21 protein-coding genes, 2 pseudogenes and 1 riboswitch are annotated in these 26,798 nt (G+C 54.6%); of the genes and pseudogenes, 13 read left to right on the forward strand and 10 right to left on the reverse strand.

The genetic code is table 11. From position 1 onward, the window contains the following. Nucleotides 1-323: transposase (locus B5D58_RS10550; RefSeq protein ID WP_143779576.1), on the forward strand; the 323-nt coding region annotated here is incomplete at its 5' end. Nucleotides 324-459: 136 nt separating this feature from the next. Here the strand turns inward: B5D58_RS10550 and B5D58_RS10555 are convergent. The 5 genes and pseudogenes from B5D58_RS10555 to B5D58_RS10565 all read right to left on the reverse strand — a co-directional run bounded on the left by B5D58_RS10555 (nucleotide 460) and on the right by B5D58_RS10565 (nucleotide 4,363). Next, on the reverse strand, nucleotides 460-2,106 hold the full coding sequence (locus B5D58_RS10555) for a TonB-dependent receptor domain-containing protein (protein WP_327184103.1): 1,647 nt from the start codon (nucleotides 2,104-2,106) through the stop codon (nucleotides 460-462). A 9-nt stretch (nucleotides 2,107-2,115) separates the two neighbouring features. Beyond that, a pseudogene (locus tag B5D58_RS14380) lies at nucleotides 2,116-2,307 on the reverse strand (TonB-dependent receptor plug domain-containing protein); the annotation flags it as partial. Between the two features lie 24 nt (nucleotides 2,308-2,331). After that, nucleotides 2,332-2,496 carry a TonB-dependent receptor gene (locus tag B5D58_RS13975; protein ID WP_198407851.1) on the reverse strand — a complete coding sequence of 55 codons (165 nt, stop codon included), beginning with the start codon at nucleotides 2,494-2,496 and terminating at the stop codon, nucleotides 2,332-2,334. A 99-nt stretch (nucleotides 2,497-2,595) separates the two neighbouring features. Next, nucleotides 2,596-3,930, reverse strand: a complete 1,335-nt coding sequence (locus B5D58_RS10560; protein ID WP_011112960.1) for a PQQ-dependent sugar dehydrogenase — start codon at nucleotides 3,928-3,930, stop codon at nucleotides 2,596-2,598. Then, nucleotides 3,923-4,363, reverse strand: a complete 441-nt coding sequence (locus tag B5D58_RS10565) for a DUF2231 domain-containing protein (RefSeq protein WP_011112959.1) — start codon at nucleotides 4,361-4,363, stop codon at nucleotides 3,923-3,925. The genes B5D58_RS10560 and B5D58_RS10565 overlap by 8 nt, the downstream gene beginning before the upstream one ends. 681 nt (nucleotides 4,364-5,044) lie before the next feature. Between B5D58_RS10565 and B5D58_RS10570 the strand changes: the two genes are divergently transcribed. The 8 genes from B5D58_RS10570 to B5D58_RS10605 all read left to right on the forward strand — a co-directional run bounded on the left by B5D58_RS10570 (nucleotide 5,045) and on the right by B5D58_RS10605 (nucleotide 17,090). Continuing rightward, nucleotides 5,045-7,846, forward strand: a complete 2,802-nt coding sequence (locus B5D58_RS10570) for a type I restriction endonuclease subunit R (RefSeq protein ID WP_011112958.1) — start codon at nucleotides 5,045-5,047, stop codon at nucleotides 7,844-7,846. A 45-nt stretch (nucleotides 7,847-7,891) separates the two neighbouring features. Next, nucleotides 7,892-8,698 (forward strand): KilA-N domain-containing protein, encoded by an 807-nt coding sequence (locus B5D58_RS10575; RefSeq protein ID WP_011112957.1) that lies wholly within the window; start codon nucleotides 7,892-7,894, stop codon nucleotides 8,696-8,698. 2 nt (nucleotides 8,699-8,700) lie between these two features. Next, nucleotides 8,701-10,362: a type I restriction-modification system subunit M gene (locus tag B5D58_RS10580; RefSeq protein WP_011112956.1), complete on the forward strand. Its 1,662-nt coding sequence runs from the start codon at nucleotides 8,701-8,703 to the stop codon at nucleotides 10,360-10,362. Nucleotides 10,363-10,367: 5 nt separating this feature from the next. Next, nucleotides 10,368-12,002 carry a restriction endonuclease subunit S gene (locus B5D58_RS10585; RefSeq protein ID WP_041357363.1) on the forward strand — a complete coding sequence of 545 codons (1,635 nt, stop codon included), beginning with the start codon at nucleotides 10,368-10,370 and terminating at the stop codon, nucleotides 12,000-12,002. Continuing rightward, the gene (locus tag B5D58_RS10590) at nucleotides 11,999-13,831 is read left to right on the forward strand and encodes a restriction system-associated AAA family ATPase (protein ID WP_011112954.1); all 1,833 of its coding nucleotides are present in this window, start codon (nucleotides 11,999-12,001) and stop codon (nucleotides 13,829-13,831) included. The genes B5D58_RS10585 and B5D58_RS10590 overlap by 4 nt, the downstream gene beginning before the upstream one ends. Further along, complete coding sequence (locus B5D58_RS10595) at nucleotides 13,831-14,892, forward strand: HNH endonuclease (protein WP_011112953.1); 1,062 nt, start codon at nucleotides 13,831-13,833, stop codon at nucleotides 14,890-14,892. The genes B5D58_RS10590 and B5D58_RS10595 overlap by 1 nt, the downstream gene beginning before the upstream one ends. Nucleotides 14,893-15,129: 237 nt before the next feature. Then, a riboswitch (yybP-ykoY riboswitch) is annotated at nucleotides 15,130-15,302 on the forward strand. Between the two features lie 4 nt (nucleotides 15,303-15,306). Next, a complete protein-coding gene (locus B5D58_RS10600; protein ID WP_011112952.1) occupies nucleotides 15,307-15,885 on the forward strand; it encodes a TMEM165/GDT1 family protein in 579 nt (192 codons plus the stop codon). A 29-nt stretch (nucleotides 15,886-15,914) separates the two neighbouring features. Next, entirely contained in the window at nucleotides 15,915-17,090 is a 1,176-nt protein-coding gene (locus tag B5D58_RS10605) for an MFS transporter (protein WP_011112951.1), read from the forward strand. Nucleotides 17,091-17,102: 12 nt separating this feature from the next. On the opposite strand, the gene B5D58_RS10610 is transcribed toward B5D58_RS10605, so the two are convergent. From B5D58_RS10610 to flhB, 5 genes are read right to left on the reverse strand one after another with little or no spacing between them, the layout of a single operon-like run. Continuing rightward, complete coding sequence (locus B5D58_RS10610) at nucleotides 17,103-17,813, reverse strand: RNA polymerase sigma factor FliA (protein WP_011112950.1); 711 nt, start codon at nucleotides 17,811-17,813, stop codon at nucleotides 17,103-17,105. A gap of 8 nt (nucleotides 17,814-17,821) precedes the next feature. Continuing rightward, nucleotides 17,822-18,715, reverse strand: a complete 894-nt coding sequence (locus B5D58_RS10615) for an AAA family ATPase (RefSeq protein WP_011112949.1) — start codon at nucleotides 18,713-18,715, stop codon at nucleotides 17,822-17,824. Then, the gene (gene flhF, locus B5D58_RS10620; protein ID WP_011112948.1) at nucleotides 18,702-19,961 is read right to left on the reverse strand and encodes a flagellar biosynthesis GTPase FlhF; all 1,260 of its coding nucleotides are present in this window, start codon (nucleotides 19,959-19,961) and stop codon (nucleotides 18,702-18,704) included. The genes B5D58_RS10615 and flhF overlap by 14 nt, the downstream gene beginning before the upstream one ends. Then, on the reverse strand, nucleotides 19,958-22,042 hold the full coding sequence (gene flhA, locus B5D58_RS10625; protein ID WP_011112947.1) for a flagellar biosynthesis protein FlhA: 2,085 nt from the start codon (nucleotides 22,040-22,042) through the stop codon (nucleotides 19,958-19,960). The genes flhF and flhA overlap by 4 nt, the downstream gene beginning before the upstream one ends. Nucleotides 22,043-22,089: 47 nt before the next feature. Next, the gene (flhB, locus tag B5D58_RS10630; protein WP_011112946.1) at nucleotides 22,090-23,220 is read right to left on the reverse strand and encodes a flagellar biosynthesis protein FlhB; all 1,131 of its coding nucleotides are present in this window, start codon (nucleotides 23,218-23,220) and stop codon (nucleotides 22,090-22,092) included. Between the two features lie 330 nt (nucleotides 23,221-23,550). Here flhB and B5D58_RS10635 point away from each other — a divergent pair, with 330 nt between their 5' ends. From B5D58_RS10635 to B5D58_RS10650, 4 genes and pseudogenes are all read left to right on the forward strand, one after another. Then, nucleotides 23,551-24,090 carry a sigma-70 family RNA polymerase sigma factor gene (locus B5D58_RS10635; RefSeq protein ID WP_143023761.1) on the forward strand — a complete coding sequence of 180 codons (540 nt, stop codon included), beginning with the start codon at nucleotides 23,551-23,553 and terminating at the stop codon, nucleotides 24,088-24,090. Beyond that, complete coding sequence (locus B5D58_RS10640) at nucleotides 24,087-25,139, forward strand: FecR domain-containing protein (RefSeq protein ID WP_011112944.1); 1,053 nt, start codon at nucleotides 24,087-24,089, stop codon at nucleotides 25,137-25,139. Before B5D58_RS10635 ends, B5D58_RS10640 begins: the two co-directional genes overlap by 4 nt. Nucleotides 25,140-25,262: 123 nt before the next feature. Then, complete coding sequence (locus B5D58_RS10645; protein ID WP_050731288.1) at nucleotides 25,263-26,636, forward strand: TonB-dependent siderophore receptor; 1,374 nt, start codon at nucleotides 25,263-25,265, stop codon at nucleotides 26,634-26,636. Continuing rightward, nucleotides 26,558-26,798, forward strand: a pseudogene (locus tag B5D58_RS10650) (IS481 family transposase); the annotation flags it as partial. The gene B5D58_RS10645 and the pseudogene B5D58_RS10650, both read left to right, overlap by 79 nt.

Here is a 26,798-nt window from a genome sequence, read left to right on the forward strand (position 1 = left end):
GCCAGTTGTTTGCCGACAAAGGCTACCTCGCCCAGTGGCTCACTGAAGCACTGGACCAGCAAAACCTTCAACTCATTACTCCCCTCAGGAAAAACATGAGGCCTGTGCCTCGTACCAGGTTCGAGAAAGTCATTCTGCGTCGCCGTTCCCTGATTGAAACCGTCTTTGATGAATTGAAGAATCTTTGCCAGATCGAGCATACCCGACACCGCTCTCTCTTCAATTTTATCGTTAACCTAATGGCTGGTATCGTCGCTTACTGTTTGTCCGATAACAAACCAACTTTGAATCTGACCAGGGTCAACAGCCTGGCTAAAGCTTAAGGGCTTATCCCGAACTCAGGTTACTGTAGCGCAAATGCTTGGCACACAACAGTGAGGACTCGACCAATACCGCGTGGCATCTGTAACGATGGCAACTTTGCCTTCAAGGCGTTTTGATAACGTCGGCTTGCTCCTTTCAAAACGTGTAGGTAGCCCCTATGCCAGCGCTCCAGTTTCGGCCAGGGGCAGGCTCGAAATACCGCCCGTTTCCTTCGTTCACGATGATCGAGCCCGCATACCGCCGGTCAAAGAGATTGTCTGCTCGGGCGTATACCCGTCCCTGCCACGATCCCGCACGCCAGACATAGCCCGCGCTGAGTGCTGCGACGAAATATGCAGGTGCGGCGTCGGAGTTAGCATCATTGATGGCAACGCTTCCAAGATACCTGCCCTCGATGCCGGCTTGCCAGCCTTCTCTCGGCTCCCAGGCCACCGTGGCGTAAGCGGCTTGGCGGGCTGTGCCTGGAATCCGATGGCCTGCGCGAATGGCGTCGGATACGGATTCCCGATAGCGGGCGTCGAGCCACGAATAGGAAAGCTGGACGCGGGCATCGCCAGCGAATCGCGCGTTCCATCCCAGCTCTACGCCATCGCGCCGTGTTCGGCCGGCATTGCGATACGATGTGCGCCCGCCCAGGCTGGTGGCGGGCACGATCTCGTCCTGCGTATCGCTGCGAAAGATCGCTACGGTTAGCAATCCACCGGCAACTTCTTTCTTGGCGCCCAACTCGAAGTTGTCGCTCAGGGCAGGATCGAGGCCGAAATTCATCCCCGGCTGTGCATCTGGCCGGTATGACAATTCATTGAGAGTCGGGGTCTCGAATCCTCGACCATACGATGCGTAAAGCATGGTGTTTTTCGCCGGCGTGTAGCGCAGCGCTGCAACGGGCAATGCCTTGCGATAGCGCAGGTTGCCACTGTCGTCCGGGTTGCCTGAGACGATATAGTGATCGCTGGAATCAAAAGACACTGTGCTGTAGCGCAAGCCTGCATCCACCGCCCATTGGGGAGAGGCTTGCAATGACATCTGCAGGTACGGGTCCAGGTTATAGACGCGGTTGGTTTCATTGCGCCGCAAGTTTCCCCGTTCACCCAATGTCGGCGCGTTAAGACTTCCCGTATAGTTTTCATACCCCTTTCTCTGCTCGACCATACTGTCGTACGACAAGCCAGCGATGAGTGTCAGTGGCCGATCGGCCACCGACAGCCGAGACGTCCAGCGCAGATCCGCACCACCATAGCTGCGCGCGAGATCTATCATCCCGCCGGCACTGCCGGGTGGTTGTTGCGCAGCTACCGGAATCGCCTGGTACTGTACGGTATTGCGCTGGCCGTAGTACAGCATGGCGCGCAGCGAATGGTTCGCGTCGATATCTCGCTCATAGACCAATCCACCTTGGGTTTGCTGGATCGTCTTGCGCGTATTGAAAGTCTTGGCCTGTATGGCTGCGATCCGGGGATTTGATTCGAACTGTGAACGGGTTAGCCCCAGCGGATCCTGCGCAGTCAGGTCTACGCCGTTGGCGACAATCGTCAACCGGCTCGCATCATCGAGTTGCACCCCAAGCTTTACGTTGCCGAGGTTCTTGCGTGCAGCACTGTGGTCCCGGTATCCCCCGGTGGTGAAATGGCTGGCGCTCACGTTATAGTCGATCAGGCCCAGAGCGCTTTCGGTGGCGCCGGAGGCGCGCAATCCATAACGTCTGGTTCCATAGCTGCCAGCCGATATATCGGCAACCAACTGCGGCGGCCTTGAACCCTCTTCGGTAAATACCTGCACCACGCCGCCGGAGGAGTTCCCATACAGCGCCGAGAATGGGCCGCGCAGCACCTCCACGCGATCCGCTGATGCAATATCGATGTTAGACGTCTGTCCTTGGCCGTCCGGCATGGTCCCGGGAATTCCGTCTACGTAAAGGCGTACCCCGCGCACGCCAAAGCTGGAGCGGGCACCGAAGCCGCGAATCGACAACTGCAGGTCTTGCGCGTAATTCTGACGATTCTGTAGCTACAGCCCTGGCACGCTGACAAGTCCTTCGGACAGATTGATACCCGGCTGGCGCGCGCGGAGCTGGCGTCCGTCAATCACATCGACAGACGCCGGTGTATCAGCTATCGATGCTCCCAATCGAGTCGCTTGTACTACGACGGGTGCAAGCGTCGTGGTGGGCATCTCCTGGGCCGCAGCTATGCTCGGAAACAGAAGAAGCAAGGCCAAAGCCCTCATACGTGAAGTCACGCAGAAAGGCTTGGCAAAGCGCACGGTATCGTCTCAACGCGGTGCGGGTGCGTCGGTGCCGCGCGCCGTGACACGCCAGATGGTATTGCCCACATCATCCGCGATGAGCAAAGCACCTTCAGCATCTTCGGCCAGGCCCACCGGTGCGCCCTTCAAGGTCTTTTGATCAGCCGATGTAAAGCCGGTGACGACCGGTTCCGGTACCCCTTCGGGCTTGCCATCCTTGAAGCGCACAAAGACAACGTCATATCCGCTCAATGGGATACGGTTCCAGCTTCCATGCTGGCCTATGAAGGCTCCACCATGGTATTTCTCCGGTAGATTGCGGCCCTGATAGAACCACAGTCCCAGTGGTGCCACGTGCGAACCCAGGGCGTAGTCCGGGCGGATGGCCCTGGCCACGAGATCCGGACGCTGCGGCTGCACGCGCTGATCCACATACTGTCCGTAGTAGCTGTACGGCCAGCCATAGAACCCGCCTTCCTGGACGGAGGTGAGGTAGTCGGGTACCAGGTCTGCGCCGATTTCGTCACGCTCATTAACGATTGCCCAGAGCTTGCCGGTCGTTGGCTCCCAACCCAATCCCGTGGGGTTTCGGATGCCAGACGCATAGATGCGGCTGGCCGCCGATTGCACATCGACTTCGAGCACGGTTGCACGTCGGTATTCGATATCCAGGCCGTTTTCAGCTACGTTGCTGTTGGAACCGACCCCGACGTAGAGCTTCTTGCCATCGGGGCTGGCCAGCAGTGCCTTCGTCCAGTGATGGTTAACGGTACTGGGCAAGTCCGTAAACTCCACGCCGGGGTCGGACATGCGTGTCTCGCCTGGCGTGTAACGATACTTCATGATGTTGCCGGTATTCGCGACATATAGCGTATCGCCGATCAATTGCACGCCGAATGGGGAATGCAGATTCTCGATGAAGACGTACTTTTCCCATTTACCGCTCTGGCCGGCCGCCTTGCGCAGCAGTGTGATGCGGTTGCCGCCTTTGCCACCCTTACCAGAGCGATCTTTGACGATGCTCGCGATCATCTGCTTGGGCGAGGTGATAGGCACGGTGCCTGGGCTGTTGGCTTCGACCACCAGCACATCGCCATTGGGCAAGGTCAGAAGTTGCCGGGGGTGCATCAGGCCAGAGGCGATCTTCTCGATCGCCAACCCATCCGCGACGGTTGGCTTTTCACCTTCCGCCCACCCCGTTCTATCCGGAGTCTGGATGGGTGGAATGAAGAACTTCTGTGCCTTGGGCAGTGGAGGATTCGCACCCGATTGCTGCGCAGGCTCATAGGTTGCCTTTTCACAGCCGGCCAGCACCATCATCAGTGCCACCGCACATGCCTGGGCTATGTATGTTTTATTCATGGCGGCCTCCCCGTGTTGTGGCTTGTTGCAGCGCGCTGACGATCAAACCGATGGCGATCAAGGCCACCGTCACCGCGGAAAGCCAGACCCCTTCGGGCATAACGCCATAAGCATCCCGGGTGTGGACAAAGGCGTTCACGATAGCTGTGATGATGGCGACAAGATTGAGCCAGAAGTCCAGCTTCTCGACACGAGAACTCCGCCTGGCGGGCATCCAGACGTGAACCAAATTGATCAGGCGGGGAATGATTGCAAAGATCAGCCCGATCACATTGAGCCAGGCAGCCGACTTGACCCAAAACACGTTGGCGTTACATGCATAGATCGCATCGAAGATCAGTGCCGCGACGAAGAACCCAAAGGGTATGGGATTAAGAAGCGCGAACATGGCGTGTGCCAGCCGCGATCGTGTCTGTACGGGATGTGTGAGCATTGGAAACCTCTGACATGAACTGAGTACGGATAATAATTCTGACGATCTGCATTGCCTTTTGGTACCGCAAGCCGATTGTTCAATATAGACCACGCTGGTTTCCAAATGTCATGCTACCAGCCGGCCCATGTGCATTACCTTGGTATCGTTGAGTACCGCGTTACTGTACTGACGTTTGTAAGCAAGTGACAGAGTAGCGCAGGCGCAGGAGGAGATAAAGCAGCCGTATTCAGCGATTAAAAACCAAGAAAGATATGCTAAAAAGGTTGTTGCTCCCTTGATATCGAACGAGTTCAAATTTAATCACCTATTATTCTGTTTAAAGCAAGATTGCTGGTGGCAGTATGTTCGGTGCTCGACATATCGTGAATGAGAATAAAACTGCGGGACGAATCAAAGAGAAATGGATGTCTTGTTACAATAACAATGACTTCATCATAAGGGTGAGGTATGCGTCGTGCGGTTGAGCAACTGGTTAAGAATGGCAAATTGCAACAAAAGGGAGTGCGCAGTGGCACACGTTATCACTTGGCCTAACTTGGCTCAAAATTTACCTTATCTGCCACGCCTAAGCCAAGACATTGAATCATACAGGCTATCGGGCAATGTATGCCTTATTGGTGATAGCCGAGCGATAGCAAAGCGCAGCACATCTGCTACCGACGAAGAGGCTCGTCATTGATGAGCGAGACTGAAGCCCAAACACGAGCCGACCTGATCGACCAGCAACTCGCGTTATCAGGCTGGAACGTCAAAGACCCGACTCAGGTTATCGAAGAATTCGACATCCTCACTGTGCTAACAGAGGGTGTGGCCGAACCACGCGCCCCATATCAGGGCCATCAGTTCAGCGATTATGTCTTGCTGGGCAGAGACGGTAAGCCACTGGCCGTGATCGAGGCCAAAAAAACCCTCCGAGATGCCGCGCTTGGCCGCGAGCAAGCCAAGCAGTACTGCTACAACATCCAGAAGCAACTGGGCAGTGAACTGCCATTCTGCTTCTATACCAACGGCCACGAACTCTATTTCTGGGATCTGGAGAATGCGCCGCCCCGCAAGGTCGTCGGTTTCCCCACGCGCGACGATCTGGAGCGTTTTGCCTACATTCGCCGCAACCGAAAGCCGCTGACGCAGGAGTTCATCAACACCTCGATAGCCGGCCGGGACTACCAGATCCGTGCGATTCGTTCAGTGCTCGAAGGTATCGAGCAGAAAAAACGTGACTTCCTGCTGGTGATGGCCACTGGTACCGGCAAAACACGCACCTGCATTGCCATGGTCGATGCACTGATGCGTGCAGGCCATGCCGAGAAGGTGCTGTTCCTGGTTGACCGCATTGCCCTGCGCGAGCAGGCCTTGGCCACGTTCAAGGAACACCTGCCCAACGAGCCTCGCTGGCCCAACGTGGGCGAAAAACTCATTGCCATGGATCGCCGCATCTATGTGGCGACCTACCCGACGATGCTCAATATCATCCGGGATGATGCGCAGCACCTGTCGCCACACTTCTTCGACTTTATCGTCGTGGACGAAAGCCATCGTTCCATCTACAACACCTACGGCGAAATCCTCGATTACTTCAAAACCATCACCCTCGGTCTGACGGCGACGCCGACCGACATCATCGACCACAACACCTTCCAGCTCTTTCACTGCGAAGACGGCATTCCCACGTTTGCCTACACCTATGAAGAGGCCGTGAACAACGTGCCGCCCTACCTCTGCAATTTTCAGGTCATGAAGATTCAAACCAAATTCCAGATGGAGGGCATCAGCAAACGCACCATTTCGCTGGAAGATCAGAAAAAGCTGATCCTGCAAGGCAAGGAGGTTGAAGACATCAACTTCGAGGGTACCCAGCTTGAAAGGCAGGTGATCAACAATGGCACCAACACCCTGATCGTCCGCGAGTTCATGGAAGAAGCCATCAAGGATGCCAACGGCGTGCTGCCGGGCAAGACCATCTTCTTTTGTGCCACCAAGGCACATGCCCGGCGCATCGAGGAAATCTTCGACAAGCTTTATCCGCAATACCATGGTGAACTGGCCAAGGTGCTGGTTTCGGACGACCCCCGCGTCTACGGCAAGGGTGGTCTGCTCGATCAGTTCACCAACAACGATATGCCACGCATCGCCATCAGCGTGGATATGCTCGATACCGGCATCGACGTGCGCGAAATCGTCAACCTTGTATTCGCCAAACCAGTCTATTCTTACACCAAGTTCTGGCAGATGGTCGGGCGTGGCACGCGCCTGCTGGAAACCAGCAAACCTAAGCCTTGGTGCCTTGAAAAGGAGGTGTTCCTGATCCTCGACTGCTGGGACAACTTCGAATACTTCAAGCTCAACCCTAAAGGCAAAGAACTCAAACCGCAGTTGCCACTGCCGGTGCGTTTGGTCGGTCTGCGCCTCGACAAGATCGAGAAGGCCAACGACAGCGGCCATGCCGACATTGCCAGTCGTGAAATTGCCAAGCTCCGCCTGCAGATTGCCGCGCTGCCCAAAGAGTCGGTCGTGATCAAGGAAGCCGCCGCTGCTCTGGCGCGGCTGGACGATGACAACTTCTGGATCAGCCTCAGCCACGACCGACTGGAATTCTTGCGCGCTGAAATCAAGCCGCTGTTCCGCACTGTTTCCGAGGCCGACTTCAAGGCCATGCGTTTTGAGCGCGACCTGCTCGAATATTCGCTGGCTGTGCTCAATGAAGACAAAGAACAAGCCGAAACGATCAAGGAAGGTATCGTCGAGCAGATCAGCGAACTACCGCTCTCGGTCAGCTTCGTGAAGCAGGAAGAAGCCCTGATCCGCGCGGCGCAAACCAGCCACTACTGGGCCAAAGCCGACGAAGAGGCCTTTGATGAGTTGGTGGCCAAGCTCGGACCTTTGATGAAATTTCGGGAACAATCCACAGGCCAGGAGCAAACCCACCTGGATTTGGCCGATGAGCTGCACAAGAAGGAATGGGTGGAATTCGGCCCGCAGCACGAAGCTGTCAGCATCAGCCGTTACCGCGAAATGGTCGAGGCGCTGATTACTGAATTGACGGAGCACAACCCGGTGCTGCAGAAGATCAAGAACGGCGAGGCGGTGAACAGCCAGGAATCCAATGAACTGGCCGAACTGCTGCATGAAGAACACCCGCACATCACCGAAGACTTGCTGCGCCAGGTTTACAAAAACCGTAAAGCACGTTTTATCCAGTTTATCCGCCACATTCTCGGCATAGAAGTGTTGCAAAGCTTCCCGGATGAAGTCAGCGCCGCCTTCGGCCAGTTCATTCGTGCCCACACCACCTTGTCCAGCCGCCAGATGGAGTTCCTCAACCTGTTGAAGAACTTCATCATCGAGCGCGAGAAGGTGGAGAAGAGAGACTTGATCAACGCTCCCTTTACGGTCATTCACCCGCAAGGCATCCGTGGCGTATTCAGCCCGGCCGAAATCAACGAAATCCTGCAGCTGACCGAAGGGCTGGTGGCATCATAATTGAGTCTGAGCCTGCAAAATGATCTCGATTAAAAAGGACAAACCATGCCAAAAATGGATGTAAAAGGTATAGCAGTAACGGTCTACTCGGAAAATGCCATGGATTTCATTTCCCTGACCGACATGCTTCGCGCCAAAGACGGCGACTTTTTTATCTCTGACTGGCTTCGCAACCGCAACACCGTTGAGTTTCTGGGCATTTGGGAGCAGGTGCACAACCCGAATTTTAATTATGGCGAATTCGCCACAATTAGAAGCCAGGCTGGCCTGAACAGCTACAAAATCAGCGTCAAGGAATGGGTCGCCAGGACCCATGCCATTGGGTTGGTGGCCAAGGCCGGTCGTTACGGGGGCACCTATGCCCATAAAGATATTGCTTTTGAGTTTGGCATGTGGATCAGCGCTGAATTCAAAATTTACCTCATCAAGGAATTTCAACGCCTCAAGGAAGCTGAACAACAGCAACTCGGCTGGGACATTCGCCGCAACCTTACCAAGATCAACTACCGCATTCACACAGATGCCATTCAGACAAACCTGATCCCGCCTGCGCTGACGCAAAGTCAGATTAGCTTGATTTATGCCAGCGAGGCAGACTTGCTGAACATGGCATTGTTCGGGAAAACGGCCAAACAGTGGCGCGAAGAAAACCCCAATAACAAAGGCAATATTCGAGACGAAGCCAATGTTTCGCAGCTGGTTTGCCTTGCCAACCTGGAAACCTTGAATGCCCACTTTATCCATCAAGGGCTGCCGCAGGTCGAGCGGCTAAAAATCCTCAACCAGACCGCTATTCATCAAATGAAATTGCTGCTTGCCGACAGAAGCCTCAAGCAGTTGGACGGAAATTAACCATGCTACAGAACAACCCCGAACTCAAAAGCAAGATCGACCAACTCTGGAACAAGTTCTGGAGCGGCGGCATCAGCAACCCGCTTACCGCCATCGAGCAGATCACCTACCTGCTGTTCATGAAACGGCTGGATGAACTTGATCAGAAGCGCCAGGCCGACGCAAGAGATGGCTGGAGCGATCCGTATCAATCCAAGTTTGAAGGCACCTGGATTCCACCCGAGGAGCGCAACTGGCCTGTAGCGGAACAACGCCCCATCGACAAACGCACGCTGCGCTGGGGCGAATTCAAGCGCATGCAAGCCGAAGAGATGCTGCAGCATGTGCAGGGCAAGGTATTCCCCTTTCTGAAAGACCTGAACGGCGCCGAATCAAACTTTACCCACCACATGAAGAATGCCGTGTTCATCATCCCCAAGCCAGCGTTGCTGGTGGAGGCGGTGAAGACCATCGACGAGATCTTCGAGGTGATGGAGAAGGACTCACGGGAAAACGGCCAGTCCTTCCAGGACATCCAGGGCGATGTCTATGAAATGCTACTGGCCGAAATCGCCACCGCTGGCAAGAATGGCCAGTTCCGTACCCCGCGCCATATCATCAAGCTGATGGCCGAACTGGTACAGCCACAGCTAGGCCACAAGATAGCCGACCCTGCCTGCGGCACGGGCGGTTTCCTGTTGGGTGCCTACCAGTACATCGTCACCCAGCTGGCCATCAATGCAGGTACCCAAACCCTCACACCCGATGAAGACGGTTTTACCCGCACGTCAGTTGCCGCCGCATTCGATGAAAAGCGCCAAGCCATTCTGGCCAGCTCGCTCTGGGGCTACGACATCGACCAGACCATGGTGCGCCTGGGGCTGATGAATCTGATGATGCACGGCATCGAGGAGCCGCACATCGACTACAAGGACACCCTTAGCAAGAGCTACACCGAGGAAGCCGAATACGACATCGTGTTGGCCAACCCGCCCTTTACCGGCAGCATCGACAAGGGTGACATCAATGAAAACCTGCAGCTCTCTACCACCAAGACCGAGCTGCTGTTTGTCGAGAACATCTATCGCCTGCTCAAGAAAGGCGGCACCGCCTGCGTGATCGTGCCGCAGGGCGTGCTGTTCGGCTCCGGCAAAGCTTTCAAGGATTTGCGCCAAACCCTGGTGGAACACTGCGACCTGAAGGCCGTCATCACCCTGCCCAGCGGCGTGTTCAAACCCTATGCCGGGGTCAGCACCGCCATTCTGCTGTTCACCAAGGTCTGGGGAATGAAGGACAAGGTTGCCAAACCTGCCACCGAGCATGTCTGGTTCTACGAGATGGCCGCCGATGGCTACTCGCTGGATGACAAGCGCACCAAGCAGGAAGGCTACGGCGACCTACAAGACATCATTGCCAAATACCACGCCCGCGACGCTACCACCGACACCAATCGCACCGCCAAGTGCTTCATGGTGCCGCGAGCCGATATTGAGTCCGAGAACTACGATCTATCCCTGTCGCGATATAAGGAAGACGTGTTCGAAGAAGTTCAGTACGACGCGCCTGGCGTGATTCTGGATCGCCTGATTCAGGCGGAAGTAGGTGATGTGGATGAAGCGGAACTGGCCAAGGTGCAGAGTGGAATCGTCCGTGAACTATTGGAGCTGAAGGGGATGGTGGAATGATCCCAATGAAACCAACTCCATTGAGACAACTGGCGATTGTGTCAGCAGGGCAAGCAGCGCCAAAGAGTGACGAATTTTCTGACTACGGAACACCATTTGTCCGAGCAGGTAGCCTGGATAGACTGCTGTCAGGTGAACCCGAGTCCGGCCTTGAACTCGTCAGCGAAGAAACAGCCAGGCGACGGAAGCTGAAGACCTATCCGAGAGGAACCGTTCTTTTTGCAAAGAGTGGCATGTCCGCCACCAAAGATCGCGTCTACGTCCTTCAAAACCCTGCTCATGTCGTTAGCCATCTGGCGACGCTGATCCCAAAGAGCGGAACTCACATAGACTATCTTCGCTTGGCCTTGAAGCATTTTCCGCCCTCATCGCTGATCAAAGATCCTGCTTATCCAGCCATTGGTCTCGGTGATATCGAGGATTTCAAAATCCCCACTCCTGATAGTTCCGACGCCCAAATCCGCATTGCCCATCTGCTCGGCAAAGTCGAAGGGCTGATCGCCCAGCGCAAACAACACCTGCAACAACTCGATGACCTGCTCAAGAGCGTGTTTCTGGAGATGTTTGGCGATCCGGTGCGAAATGAGAAAGGTTGGGACAAGCCCGCGTTGACAGCTTTCGGCAAGATTTCCACGGGCAATACGCCCCCGAGAAGTGAATCAGTAAATTACGATGGTGATTTCATTGAGTGGATCAAGACGGACAACATTACAGGCGATGCCGTTTGCGTCACACCTTCTACCGAGCATCTTTCTGAGATTGGGGCGAGAAAGGCAAGAACAGTGACGAGCGGTGCGCTGCTTGTGGCCTGCATCGCCGGTAGCGTCGAATCAATCGGGCGCGCAGCATTAACAGACAGAACAGTGTCCTTCAACCAGCAGATCAATGCCATCCAGCCTGGAAAGGATGTTAATCCTTTGTACTTGTATGGTCTGTTTAAGTTGTCTCGGAGCTATATACAGAGCCACGCCACGAAGGGGATGAAGAAGATTCTGACAAAGGGTGATTTTGAGAAGATCACGATGATCAAACCATCCTTCGAAATGCAAAATCGATTCGCGGTCATTTTTGAAAAAGTCGAAAGTATTAAGTCCAGATACAAACAAAGCCTCGCCGATCTGGAAACCCTCTACGGCGCACTAAGCCAGCAGGCCTTCAAGGGGGAACTGGATCTGTCGCGCGTGCCTATTCCCGCCCAGCTTGTCGCGCCCGTTTCCCCTGGAGATCAAGCCACCGTGCCAGAACCTGTTGTGCAGACCGTGCCTGCTATTCATTTGCCCGATACCGGAAACCTGCTGGCAGCGTTGGAAAATTCCGAGGCGCGTAAAGCATTGATCGCAGAATGGCTGGAAGCCTATCGCCAACAACTGGGAGATGCACCATTTTCGGTGCAAGATTTTATGGTGGCGGTGAGTGATCGACTCACAGAATGGCTGCAGACTGTGGTGGAAGACGAAGGTGTCACTGATGAGCAGAAGAACCGTTTAGCCGAGTTCTACCCGAGCAATGATGTTGGGCTTGACGTAAACGACTATGAACACATAAAAAAATGGGTATTCGAGGCGCTGGCGGCTGGCGCCCTGACGCAGGGGGGCAATAAAGTCGGCAACCGCATCGAACTCAAGGCTGTTCAGTCATGAAACTGCTCCGCCTCAAGATCACTGACTCGGCAGGCTTTCGTAGCCTGCCCTGTGGTTTCGAGCATCACTTCCGCACCGAGTGGAGCTTGCAGGAAGAACTGGCCCAGCCCGAAGGCTTTGGGCCTTTCGTGTGTGCAGGCCCCAACGGCAGCGGTAAGTCCAACTTGCTCGAGGCGTTGGCAGCGATCTTCTTTCAGCTGGAGGTGCAGCGGGTACGCCGCAATTTCTTGCCCGATATCTTTCAGTACGACCCTGATGACAATCCGGAGGGCATACAAGAGCACGAAGGCCATCCCAACGCCTATGAACTGGAATACCTGATCAAGTTGCCGAAGGAACACCGTTCTTCCGGTAGTCCGGAGTTCGCCCACGTGGTCGTGATCAAGGAGAGGGACAAGTCGCCGTGGCTGCGCTGGGAGAACAACGAAGCATTCCCTGTCGAGGGTTTTGCTTTCAGCACATTGACTGATGAAGAGCGTGACCTGTTATTGCCGCAGTACGTGCTGGGCTACTCCTCCGGCGAGAATGAGATTCTCAGCCTGCCGTTCTTCAAGATGCGCTTCATCCAGTTCGATGAGTACTCGAATGCTCTGGCTCGACAGCTTCCTTATCCCGGCCGCCCCGAAACGCGGCTGGCCTATCTGGACAGCAGCTTCAGCCAGGCCATCCTGCTGTGCAACTTGCTGTTTCAGGACGCGGCTACGCTCCAGCCCTTCCGCGAGGATGTTGGCATCGAGGCGCTACAGGAGTTCCGCATCGTCCTGCGCCGCAGTGTTCCGGTCACCCATCAGCAGGTTGCTGCTTTCACTTCGGGTGAGTACGTTTTGCCCACTGAGACGCAGGATGGTCGCTTTACAGATACCAATGTGGTTTATCTTGACCCGGAGACTGGCGATTACCGGCTCAATCTGCTTCAGGGGCTGGAAGCGAATGAACGCACTGAACGTACCGCCATTGTCGAGAAGCTCAAGCGTTGCGCCACGCTGCATTTTCACGATGAAGCGACCGATACCTTGGTTCTGGACTACCGGGTCAATGAAGCAACCAAGCAAGCCTTTCGTGCCAACTTCGATGATCCGGCGGGCCCAGCACTGGCCTTGTTTCAGGCCTTGCAGGTTCTGCTGACGCTCAACTTGTATAGCGTCAGCGACACCATCAAGGCCGACTTGTACCGCTCCACCAGCCACTACGTCAGTGAGACGGTACCGACGCTGGCCTCCGACCAGCGCATCATGCGTTTCAAGAATTTTTACTTCACAAAGCAGGGCGTAAAAAAGCCGATGCTGCTCAAAGATCTGTCGGATGGCGAGTATCAGATGCTGCACAGCCTCGGGCTATGCCTGCTGTTTCGCAAGACCAACAGCCTGTTCCTGCTTGATGAGCCAGAAACCCACTTCAACCCACACTGGCGCGCCAGCTTCATCACCCGTCTGCGTCAATGCCTGCCCGATGTGGAGGGTGTGGGACAAGAAATGCTGGTCACCACCCACACGCCCTTCCTGATCTCCGACAGCAAGCCGGACAAGGTGTTGGTGTTCGCCAAGGATAAAACCAGCGGCGAGGTCAGCATCAGCAAGCCGAACTACAACACGCTGGGCGCATCGATCAACAAGATCACCATGAACACCTTCGGCAAGCGCGAAACCATCGGTGGCTATGCGCAGGTGCTGCTGGATGATTTGCGCAAGCGTTTTGAAGAAGGCCATGAGGACAGGGAAACCTTGATCACCGAAATTAACCAGCAACTGGGCGATTCGGTGGAAAAGCTGCTGTTGATCAAGACCATTCTCGACGGAAATCAACCTGCCGATGAGGAGGCGCAGGACTGATGCTGATTCCGTACACCTATGTGCCGCATCAGATGGAGAAGATGCAGGCGTTTATCGATTTCATCTTTCACGAGATTTGGTGCAAGGCACCGGCAAGCGGCCCGTTTGGCCTTCACCTGTTCAACGCCAATGCGGAGTTGCGCGAAGTGATGGAAGCGTTCTATTACTCCGACGCGCAAGGTGCCGATTTCTTTTATGGCCATGTGGAACGAATCTATGGCTTGTTTTCGGCGCTTACTTTCGTGCAGATAAGCCAGTTTCAGCAGTGGTACCTGGGCAATAACGACCTGGAGAAAGTGTGCGCCAATGCTCCTGCTGCACAGATCGTCCGGTACGCGGACATTGCCACCACCCACCAAGACCTTGCTGACCAACTTGCCTCCTTTTTCAAGGGCTTGTACTCACAGTCGCTGCTTGGTCTTGCTACACTACGCGCCAAGATCGGAGATATAGACGATCACTATCAAGCCTTTGTTGCGGCGAACAAGATGGGGAAATGTCCTTTCTGCGGCATTGGAGACATCAAGGGCGAGCATCACAGCAAACGCGAAGCCTACGATCACTACCTCCCCAAAGCGCTATATCCATTCAATTCTATCAATTTCCGCAACCTTGCTCCGGCGTGCCATGAATGTAACAGCACCTATAAGCTAAGCAAGGACCCTGCGCACAATGCGGTTGGGCGGCGCAAGGCCTTTAATCCGTATGCCGCAGCGGATCATGCTATTCAAATACAGGTCGCTCTGCCGCATGCGGACATTGACGCACTGACGCCTGCTGACATCACGATGCACTTCGGCCCTGTGGAGCTGGCAGAGGAACTCGAAACCTGGAAAGATGTATATGGCATTGAGGAGCGCTACAAGGCCAAATTTTGTGCCGAAAACGACGGAAAATATTGGCTGACACAGGTGCTGGACGAGTGGAAAGAGGACGGTCGAGACCCTGCCGATTTCATGACCACACTGGTGCGGCAGGTGCAAAAGAACCCGTACGCAGAGTGCAATTTCCTCAGAAAGCCTTTTCTCGATGCTTGTCAGCAGGTCGGTATTTTTAAATGATTCTCGCAGTTGGCTGCACCAGTGCTTATAAAATCAGAAAGCTCGTTCGTATAAGGTTAACTTTCTTAGTGGATTTTTTGCTTAAAACATCAGTGTTGACACGATTTCTGGGCATAGCCGCACGAGTGTTCCAGTAATAACTGCTTTTACAACATCACGGATTTAGAGATGATCAGTTATAGCCGACGTTTCTGCAGCAACGGCAATCATGATTCTAAGCAGGCTACCTGTTACAATTTGCCGGTCATTGGGGAGTAGCCGCTCTTCGTTTCGAAGGGGCTTACGTCAACATACTTGACCGGCAGGTCATGGCGTAAGCGGTTCTAAGCCTGGCAAGACCTTTGACCACAATGCCTCCGATTTGGCCGGGGAGGCGTTGTGGTCAATCGTCTGTAAACCGGCCGGAGAACATTGATGGAATCCTTCCTCGTTTCGACCGGAGTCGTTGCCCTTGCCGAGATTGGCGATAAAACTCAGCTCCTCGCTTTCCTTCTTGCTGCCCGCTTCAAAAAACCGCTTCCCATCATGCTGGGTATTCTGGTTGCAACGCTCATCAATCATGGTCTCGCTGGTTTCCTCGGTGCCTGGATCACGGCGACTGTCAGCCCTGACATTCTGCGCTGGATCCTGGGCCTTTCGTTCATCGGCATGGCAATCTGGACGATGATCCCGGATGAGATCGAACAAGAAGAAACTTTGATCGCCGGGAAATTCGGTATCTTCGGTGCTACGCTGATCACTTTTTTTCTTGCTGAAACAGGTGACAAGACTCAGATTGCGACGATTACAATGGCTGCTCACTACGGAACTCCATTCATGGTCGTGATGGGTACGACGCTCGGCATGCTGATTGCCGATATCCCGGCCGTTTTTGCCGGTGAAAAATTGGCGACCAGAATTCCGATGAAACTCGTTCACTCGATTGCTGCCGCGGTTTTTGCCTTACTGGGTGTTGCGACATTGCTCGGCGCCGGATCAAAGCTCGGGTTCTGAATCGGATCCGATTTTCTTTTTAATCCAACATGACAACAGAAAACAATCAACGGACAAAAATCCCGGCTGGTATTTGGGTGCTCGGCTGCGTGAGTATGCTGATGGATATTTCCTCAGAGATGATCCACAGCCTGCTGCCGCTGTTCATGGTAGGCACACTGGGTGCAAGCGCCTTTGTCGTGGGTCTGATCGAAGGTCTGGCTGAATCGACAGCACTGATCGTCAAGGTTTTTTCGGGCGTGTTGAGTGACTGGTTCGGTAAACGTAAGGGTCTGGCGGTATTCGGCTACGCTTTGGGTGCGTTGACCAAACCGCTTTTTGCCATTGCGCCGGGTATCGGCGTTGTGCTGACAGCACGTCTGCTGGATCGGATCGGCAAGGGCGTGCGTGGTGCGCCGCGTGATGCACTGGTGGCCGATATTGCACCGCCTGAAATACGTGGCGCAGCGTTTGGTCTTCGGCAGTCACTGGATACGGTGGGCGCTTTCCTGGGGCCACTGCTGGCCGTTGGTCTGATGCTGTTATGGGCCGATGATTTTCGAGCGGTATTCTGGGTGGCCGTTGTTCCGGGGCTGCTCGCGGTTGCACTGCTGCTGTTTGGTGTGCATGAACCTGATCGCCACGTCGGTGAAAAACGTATCAATCCGATTCGCCCGGAAAACCTCAAGCGATTGAGTAGCGCATACTGGTGGGTGGTCGGCGTGGGAGCCGTTTTTACATTGGCCCGATTCAGTGAGGCATTCCTGGTACTGCGGGCTCAGCAGAGTGGAATTGCCGTTGCGCTGGTGCCATTGGTGATGGTGGTGATGAATGTCGTGTACTCAGCATCGGCCTATCCTTTCGGCAAGCTGTCCGATCGGATGAATCACAAGCTGCTGCTGGCACTGGGCCTGGTGGTACTGATCGCCGCCGATCTGATTCTGGCACTGGATGATCACTGGATAACGGTACTCGCTGGCGTTGCATTGTGGGGCGCTCACATGGGCATGACGCAAGGTTTGCTGGCGACGATGGTGGCCGATGCGGCCCCTGCTGATCTTCGGGGTACCGCTTTCGGATTCTTCAATCTGGTGAGTGGTATTGTCATGCTGATCGCCAGTGCAGTAGCCGGCCTGCTGTGGGATCAGCTCGGAGCATCGTTCACTTTCTATACGGGTGCCGTGTTCTCTGGCGTTGCATTGCTTGGCTTGCTCAAAAGGTTTTGATCAGAACGATGATTACTTGTCCCGCAAATGGGTGCGTAAACGGGAAATGGCCTGAGTATGCAACTGGCAGACACGTGATTCACTGACTCCCAGCACTTTACCGATTTCGCGCAGATTCATTTCCTGCTCGTAATACATCCCCATGACCAGTTTTTCCTTGGCAGGCAGTTTCTCGATTGCGGCCACCAGCAGTTCCCGCAGATTCTTCTCCAGCAGCCGATCCAGCGGCTCGTTACTCTGGTCGCCGCGTAGACGATCGAGAAAATGATCTTCTTCGTCTTCCTGAAAATCCTCGTAATAGATCAGTTGTCCGCCACCCGCTTCCTGCAGCATCTCCTGGTATTCGACCAGTGGCAGATTCATTTCATTGGCGATTTCCTGTTCACTGGGCGGGTAACCAAGGCGCTGTTCCAGTGCACGCATGGCGGTTTCTATCTGGCGCATTTTTCTGCGCAGGCTGCGCGGTAGCCAGTCTGCTTCTCTCAATTCATCCAGAATCGAGCCACGAATACGCTGGGCAGCGTAGCTCTCAAACTGACGGCCATAAGAACCTTCATAACGGTTGATGGCATCCAGCAGGCCGATCATCCCCGCTTGGATCAGATCATCGACCTGAACGCTGGCCGGCAGTCTGGCCATCATGTGATGGGCAATCCGTTTGACCAATGGTGTAAATTCCGTAATGAACTGGTCTTTGTCAACGATTCCTGTGTCGGTATACATAGGCTCTCTCACACCGTAAAATCTGCTATATCAAGATGACTGGTACGAATCAGTCTGCGCATGAAATTCTCCACCCCGTCGTTATCTGTCCAGGGCCCGGCACACCGCATCAGCTTTTCAGCCAGCTGCCGGTAACCTGCGGCCGATGCGGATGTCGGGAAAATTTCCACTACCGGCTGGCAAAGTCGGGTCGAGCGTTGCAGTTTTTCATCGAACAGAATGCATCCCATCCACTCCAGCTTGACTGCCAGGTGCTTTTGAGCAACACCGGCAATGTTCTCGAAAATATCGCGCCCCATGCTTTCTGATTCCACTTTGTTGACCAGCACCAGAAAATCCCGTCGGGCATATTCCTGACTGATGAGCTTGATCAGGGCGTACGCATCTGTGATGGCCTTGCCGGAAGCGGAGAGCACGATCAGTACCTGCTGGGAAGCCAGGCTCAGCGGAACGACCCGGCTGGTTCGCCCGATCGCGGTATCGATCAGCACGACATCCACCGTCTGGGACAGTTCGCTGAAGCATTGAATAAGCCGTTCCTGATCAGCAGACGAAAGTTTCGCCAGCGAATGGATTCCGCGCATCGCCGTCAATACCAGCACATCTTCCGGCCCTTGTGTCATCACCTGTTCAAGTGTTTTATCCTGATTGATGACGTGCAGCAGATCGTAACGCGCGCTGAGGCCGAGATTGGCATTGACATCCTTGTGGCGCGGGTTTTCATCCAGAATCAGCACGCGTTTACCCGTTTTTGCCAGTGCGACAGCCAGATTGATGACCGAACTGGTTTTGCCTACCCCCGTTCGTCCACCGACCACGGCAAACACACGTACCCCGGCATTGGGTTCCAGCGCGGTCAGCTCGCGCAGGCCGGCTGCCTGATCTTTTTTATGACTGATCATGGCTTGCCTCGACGCGTGTTTGCTGTCTGGTAACTGACTGATCGGCGTAATTGCCCGCCATGAGCATTGCAAATTCCGGATCCTGCAGCGAAAAAGGTGAGTTTTCCGCCGAGGGTTTGAAAATACGATGCAACAGGTAACGGGAATTGGCTTCGTGCAGATCTTCCGGAACCTTCTGGCCGTTGGTCACGTAATGCAGCACCAGTTTGCGCCGGATCACCGCATCCAGCGCAATGCCCAGACTGGCTGCTTCATCCACCTTGGTAATGATGCAGCCATGAATACCGTGTTGCTGGTAGGCGGAAATGACTTCATCCAGCGTATCTCCGCTGCTGGTCGCGTTGAGCAGCAGCAGGTGTTTTACTTCTGTTCCGCATTGGCTCAGCATGGTGATCTGTTCGGCGAGCATCTGATCTCGCTGGCTCATCCCGACGGTATCGATCAGTACCATGTGTTTGCCGCGCAATTCGTGCAGCATCAACTGCAGGTCGTCGATATCCTTGATGCTGCGTACCGATATGCCCAGCAGCTTGCCGTAAATGCGTAGCTGTTCATGCCCCCCGATACGGTAACTGTCGGTGGTCAGCAGTGCCACCTTGTCGGCACCGTGGCGGATGACGGCACGTGCAGCCAGTTTTGCCGTCGTCGTGGTTTTACCGACGCCGGTTGGACCGATCAGTGCATAAATCCCGCCTTGTTCGATGATTTCGTCACCGGCTGTGGTACGTAAATTGAGTGTGAGCAAGGCAATGGTTTTTTTCAGGCTTTGTTCAAAGTCGCGATCAGCCGGCAGTTTCTCCAGCAAATGGCGCGACAGTAACGGACTGAAACCCGCACTCAGCAACGTGCGCAGCACCTTCATCCCACCGGGATCGCGTTGCGAAAAATTGCTCCATCCCATGGTGATCAATTGTTCTTCCAGCAACTGCCGCATGGCATGGATTTCCTGGAGGATATTCGCGCTCTGAATATCTGCCACTGCGGGTTGCTTCTGAACAGGCGGTGCCTGCTTTTTTTCGGAAGCAGGCTTTTGCCGGGGTGCAGCAGTCGTTTTGACAGCCGGTGAAGTTGCTTCGGGTGGTGTGTCGCTGGTGAGGCTGGAAATATCCTTGCCCGCCAGCGCCATGATTTCGATCCCGCCCGGTACCTGCTTGTTCGACAGAATGACCGCATCCGGGCCCAATTCGTCCTTGACCTTGCGTAACACCTCATGGGAGGTGGCAGCCAAAAATTTTCTTACTTTCATTTTTTGTTACCCCCAATGATCGATATGAATTTGATTTTTCTGGTATCCGGTATTTCGGAATGGGCCAGAACCCGTAACTGAGGCAATGATCGGCGCAGGAAGCGGGACAACAGCAGGCGAATTGGATCCGGTACCACCAGCACGACCGGTAATCCGATCTGTTCCAGTCGCTTGACTGCATTGCTGGCTTCACGTGTCAGCGTATCGGCCAGGCCGGGCTCGATCCCGCCATCTGCCACAGGATCGGATTGCACCACCTGCAGCAGAATGGTTTCCAGTTCGGGATGCAGGCTCATGACCTGCATTTCTGCGTCAGACGGGAAACACTGCTCTACGATGGCACGCCCCAGTGCGATTCGAACCAGGGCGAGCAGCTCACTGATATCCTGGGTACGCCCCGCATGTTCGGTCAGGGTGTCGATGATGGTGCGCATGTCACGGATATTCACCCCCTCTTCCAGCAGGTGCTGCAGGATCTTCTGCACGGTGGCCAGCGGCAGCAGCTTGGGAATCAGATCTTCCGCCAGTTTGGGCGAACGCTGACCCAGATGATCGAGCAGCTTCTGCAATTCTTCCCGCCCGAGCAGTTCAGAAGCATGCATGCGTATCAGGTGATTCAGGTGAGTGGTGACGACCGTGCTGGCATCGACTACGGTATAGCCGCTGGTTTGGGCCAGTTCTCGCTGTTCTGTCTCGATCCAGACTGCGGGCAGTCCGAATGCCGGATCTTCGGTATTGTTGCCTGGCAATGCCATGGTGACCTGGCCGGGATTGATTGCCAGATGCATGCCGTTATAGGATTCTCCCTGGCCGATGACCGAGCCTTTCATGGTGATGCGGTAGCCATTGGGGCGCAGTTCCAGGTTATCCCGGATATGGACCACCGGTGGAAGAAAGCCGATTTCCTGGGCAAATTTCTTGCGTATGCCGTTGATGCGCTTGAGCAAATCACCCTGACGCTGTTTGTCGACCAACGGAATCAGACGATAACCGACTTCCAGTCCAAGTGTATCGACCTGAACCACATCCTCCCAACTGGCATCCTGCCCTTCGCTGGAAACAACCTCGGGTTCTTCCGATTTTTCAGCAGGCGAAGCGGGACGATGGGTGACGTAATAGGCAAGCGTGCCGATCATTCCGGCCAGCAGCAGAAAAACGAAGTGCGGCATGCCCGGAACCAGTCCCAGTGAGCCGAGGATACCCGCCGTCAGCCACAGCACTTGTGGCTTGCTGAGTAACTGACTCACGAATTGCTGGCTGAGATCTTCATCGGTGCTGACCCGGCTGACCACCAGACCGGCTGCTGTGGAAATGATCAGCGCAGGAATCTGGGCCACCAGTCCGTCACCAATGGTCAACAGCGTGTAGTTTTTTGCGGCATCGCCAAAACTCAGATCATGTTGCAGCACACCCACGGCCAGCCCGCCGATAATGGTAATCAGCATGATCAGAATGCCTGCGATCGCATCGCCGCGCACGAACTTGCTGGCGCCATCCATCGAACCGTAGAAATCGGCTTCCTGCGCAACCTGCTCACGCCGCTTGCGTGCTTCGTCTTCCCGGATCAGGCCGGCATTGAGATCAGCATCGATCGCCATCTGTTTTCCCGGGATGGCATCCAGTGTGAAACGGGCGCTGACTTCAGCGATACGTCCGGCACCCTTGGTGATGACGACGAAATTGATCACCACCAGAATGATGAATACCACCAGACCCACCGTATAGTTACCGCCCACCAGAAAATGACCGAATGCCTCGATGACTTTACCGGCAGCATCCGGGCCGGTATGGCCATGCATCAGTACTACCCGGGTCGACGCTACGTTCAGCGAAAGCCGCAACAGGGTCGTGATCAGCAAAACAGTAGGAAAGACAGCAAATTCGAGTGCATTGCGCGAATAGAGGCTCACCAGCAGTACGATCACCGCCAGTGCGATATTGAAAGTAAACAGCACATCCAGCACGAAGGGCGGCAGTGGCAGAACCATCATCGCCAGGATCATGATGATCAGCATCGGCCCTGCAAGACTCTGCAGTTGACCACCCCGCACCAGGGTAGATAAAGACAGAATATTATTCATTCAGCATCCAGATTCTGATAACTGTGTATGGGTCAGATAAATGCCTTTCAGGCATGGTCCATTTCTTCCGGTACCGCTATTTCCGATGACAGCTGCGGAGCAATACCACCCGTCGTCTGATACCGTTTCAACTGAAAAATATAGGCCAGCACATGGGCCACTGCGGTATAGAGCGTTTCAGGAATCTCGGTATCCAGTTCCACATGGTGATACAGTGCCCGCGCCAGCGGCGGCACTTCGAGCACCGGAATATGGTGTTCATCTGCCAGCTCACGGATGCGGGCCGCGATCAGTTGTGTTCCTTTTGCCACTACTTTCGGCGCACGCATCGAGCGATCCTGATATTTCAAAGCGACGGCATAGTGTGTCGGGTTGGTGACCACGACATCCGCTTTGGGGACTTCCGCCATCATGCGGCGGCGTGCTATTTGACGCTGCATATTGCGGATGCGCCCCTTGACTTGCGGATCACCCTCATCTTCCTTGGCTTCCTTGCGCAGATCTTCCCGGGACATGCGCAACTGGCGTGCGTGATTCCAGATCTGGAAAGGCACATCGATGACGACGATCAGCAACATGGCACCGACGATCAGCATAAAAGTCAGGCCGATCAATCTGCTCATGCTGATCAGGCTGGTATCCAACGGCATGCCAACCAGATCGAGTACATCCTGCTTGTGACTCCAGATAATCCCGGCAGCAACACCACCAATGACCATCACCTTGGCAATGGCCTTGACTAGCTCGATCAATCCGCGCGATGAAAATATTCTTTTGAGTCCATTCACCGGATTGAGGCGTTTCAAATCCGGAAACAGTGCTTTGGAGCTGAAAAGCCACCCGCTGAGCAGCATGGGAGCCACCAGTGCTATGATCACCAGCCATCCCAGCAGAGGCGCAATGGCCAATAGTCCGTCGAGCGCCAGTTGAAACAGCCTGGGCAGCAACAACGCCGGATTGAAGGCAACCTCCTGTTCCATTCGCAGGCCGCTTTCCAATACGGCAGATAACTTCTGAATGATAATCGAACCGATCACCCACAAGCTGCTGGAAGCCGCGATCAGCAGGGTAAATGTGGTCAATTCCTGCGAACGCGCTACCTGCCCTTCTTCTCTGGCTTTTTCCAGGCGTCTGGGCGACGCGGGTTCGGTACGTTCAAGATCGTTATCGTCTGCCATGGCGGATTCCTCTCGATGAACCGGAATTATCCGCACTCCCCTGGAAAGTGATGTGGCAAACAAACGAAGATTTAGGTTGCTAATCGGATGATTCTGGAGGGAAATCCAAATAGAAAAAAGATAAAGATGTATTGATTGTTACGCCTGATCAGGCGAAAACAAGGATGGCAGGTAACCCTGTATTACCACAAACTACATCGGATCATTACGACTTGCCTGGCTGAAGAAATGCCATTTCTGTTATCTGGTCATCTATCAGACCAGTCTTGCAAGGCGGGTACCTTACCCTATAAAATAAGAATCGTTCTCATTTTATTTTTGTGTCCGCATATGTGCCTGACCAATGACGAGGGGAGCGCTGTGCCGGCCACTGACCTTGCAGCACACCAAATCCATATTCTGTATACCGACCATCACGGCTGGCTGTATAACTGGTTGCGCCACAAACTGGGCAATGCCTGCGATGCTGCGGATATTGCGCAAGATACGTTCATGCGCATACTTACCCGGCAACAGCCTGTGCATCTGAATGAGCCGCGCGCTTATCTTTCTACCATTGCGCATGGTCTGGTTATCGATCACTGGCGTCGGCGTGAGCTGGAACGGGCCTGGCTGGAAACGCTGGCGTCATTGCCGGAGCCTGAAGCGCCTGCACCCGAGACGCGGCTGATCTTTCTGGAGGCATTGATCGAGATCGACAGGTTGCTCGATTCGCTCAAACCCCGGGTACGTACCACCTTCCTGCTGGCCCAGCTCGATGGGCTGACCTGCCCGCAAATTGCCGAGCGCCTGGGGGTATCGCTATCTACAGTGGAACGCTACATCACCAAAGCGCTGCGCAGTTGCTACATGCTGCGTTTCGAACCATGACCAACGAGGTTTCTTCACAGGAAGGTACTGCGCAAGCAACGGAAGCATCGCATCACGGCGCTGATCGGTTCCCCGAATCTGTCGTTGATGCTGCCATCTCCTGGGCAGTCCGGCTCGACTACAACACGCCTACTGTTGCACAGCAACAGGCATTCGAATGCTGGTTGCAGGCCGATCCTTTACATGGCCTTGCCTGGCAGCGTGTGCATTCTCTGAAGGGATTCCAGTCTGATCTGGGCGAGCTGCCGCCCGGGCTGGCGTATGACACATTACAAACCGCACAACGTCATCGTGAACGTAGCGGCTTGAGCCGCCGCAACGTCATCAAGCTGTTGTCACTGGCGGGTTTTGCGCTGAGCACGGGTTGGATCGCACGTGAAAATACGCCGTGGCAGCGCCTGCTGGCCGATGCCAGTACTGCTACCGGTGAGCAGAAAACACTGCAGCTGGATGATGGCAGCATCATCGTACTCAACACTGACAGTGCCGTCAGCACTGACCTGGCCGGGCCACATCGTCTCCTTATGCTGTGGCGTGGGGAAATTCTCATTACGACCGGGGCTGATACCGGTATTGCGATGAAACGTCCATTCTGGGTACATACGCCCTTCGGCCGGATACAGGCGTTGGGTACGCGTTTCGTGGTCCGCCTGGAAGCTGATCGCGCTCGCATCAGTGTGCAGGAAGGCGCTGTGGAACTGCATCCGGTGAATGGTGGGTTTCCTGTCATCGTGCAATCCGGCGAGAGTCGCTGGCTGGCTGAGGAAGGTACCTTACCGGCGGATCTGCAAGGCTTTGAAGCGGACAGCTGGCAAAAAGGTGTCATTGCCGGCAGGAACATCCGTCTGCAGGATTTGCTGAGCGAGCTGTCGCGTTACCGGCCCGGTTACATCACCTGCGATCCAGGAGTAGCCGATCTGCGTCTGTCCGGCCTTTTTCATGTGAAGGAAACCGACCGGACACTGCAATTCCTCACGCAGATCCAGCCGATAAGTATTACCTACCGTACCCGATTCTGGGTTTCAGTAGGGCTGCGAGATTTTCACTGACGGGAAAAACAGGGAAGAAAAAAAGGCTGCAAAAAAATTTTCAGAAAAATGAAGGGGTTTTGATCCTCGTTCGGCTTAACAGGTAGGAAGACCATTAATAACTTACCTTGTCGAGACTGAAAAATGACCCTGAGCCGTTTACCTTTCCCCGGTGTGGAATACCGGAACCGATTCATCCAACTGTTTTCCCGTTTGCAGCACAAGCTGCTGACTATTGCCCTGCAGGGCATCCTGTTGAGCTTGCTTGTCAGCATAACGGTACCGCTGTTGCACGCTGCTGCGGTCGAGATGGCTGCGGCACCACCTGCTGCCGACGAAATCCACACCTTTAATGTGCCAGCCGGCCCGCTGGATGCAGCGCTGGATCATTTCGCGCATACCGCCGGCGTCAATCTTTATTATGATGCTGCGCTGCTCAGTGGACTGCAATCCAAAGGATTGTCTGGCAATTACAGCATTGCCTCAGCACTGAGTCGGTTGCTGGCCGGTAGTGGTATCAAAGCTGTTTCCCAGCCGGGTGGCGGCTATTCATTGCGCAAAGTACCTACTGCTGGGAATTCATCCAGCGAGGCGGTGGTACTGCCGTTGATGACGGTGAGTGCTACGATTGCTTCGGCAGATGGCAGCGCCGATCAAGGCTATCGTAGCGAGAAGGTTTCCCAGGTCGGTCCCTGGCAAGGGCGGGTGCTGCAGAATCTTCCCTATGCTATTACTGTGATTCCAGAGGAATTGATCGATAATCTGCAGGCCATTACGCCCGATCAGGTATTCCGTATCGCGCCAACAACACATCTGTCACGTGTACAGGCTGAAAATGATCAACCTAATGTATCTATGCGTGGCTTTCGCGTGAACTCTAGCTATCGTGATGGTGTGCCTGGTGCCCAGCTTAATCATGCTACGACCACTGAGGATACTGAACGTATCGAAATCCTCAACGGTCTTTCGGGTTTTCTCTACGGTTCCGGCAATGTTGGCGGGGTCATTAACTATGTGTCCAAGCAACCTACTTTCGAGCGATTGAACCGGATCACGATCGGCAACAATGGTGGCAAGAGTTACTACGCGCACGGTGATTTTGGTGGTCCCATCGACAGCAAAGGGCGCTTCAGCTATCGCATTAATGCCATTGCTCAGGGGGGAGAAACAGCACTTGAGAATCACAAAATCAGCAAGACTTTCGTTAGTGGTGTATTCGATTGGCGTGTATTCGACGGTGCATTGATCCAGTTGATGGCTGCCCACCGCAATTACGAGAATGAAGGGGCATTAACTGCCTGGACTTTGGCTACTGGCGTCACACGTCCTTCTGCCAGGGACATCGATAACAATATTTCCTGGGGACAGCAGTGGGCTAGTTGTTTGGTCCCGCATTGTGATGGTGTATTGTATGATTTGCTACCGACACAGGAGGAATTATGGGACAGATATTACACGGGAGCGCCCGCACGACAGCGGCGGTGCGTCGAGCGATACAACATAGTGAAGAGAGCCTGAATGTGCTGGCCAGGCGCTACGCCATCAATCCCAAGACGGTGGCGAAATGGAAGAAGCGCAACTTTACGCACGATGCCAGGATGGGTCCGAAAGAGCCGCGTTCCACGGTTCTGACACCAGAGCAGGAAGCCGCTTGCGTAGCCTTCCGCAAACATACGCTGC

The organism is Nitrosomonas europaea (genome assembly GCF_900167395.1).
Lineage (GTDB): Bacteria > Pseudomonadota > Gammaproteobacteria > Burkholderiales > Nitrosomonadaceae > Nitrosomonas > Nitrosomonas europaea.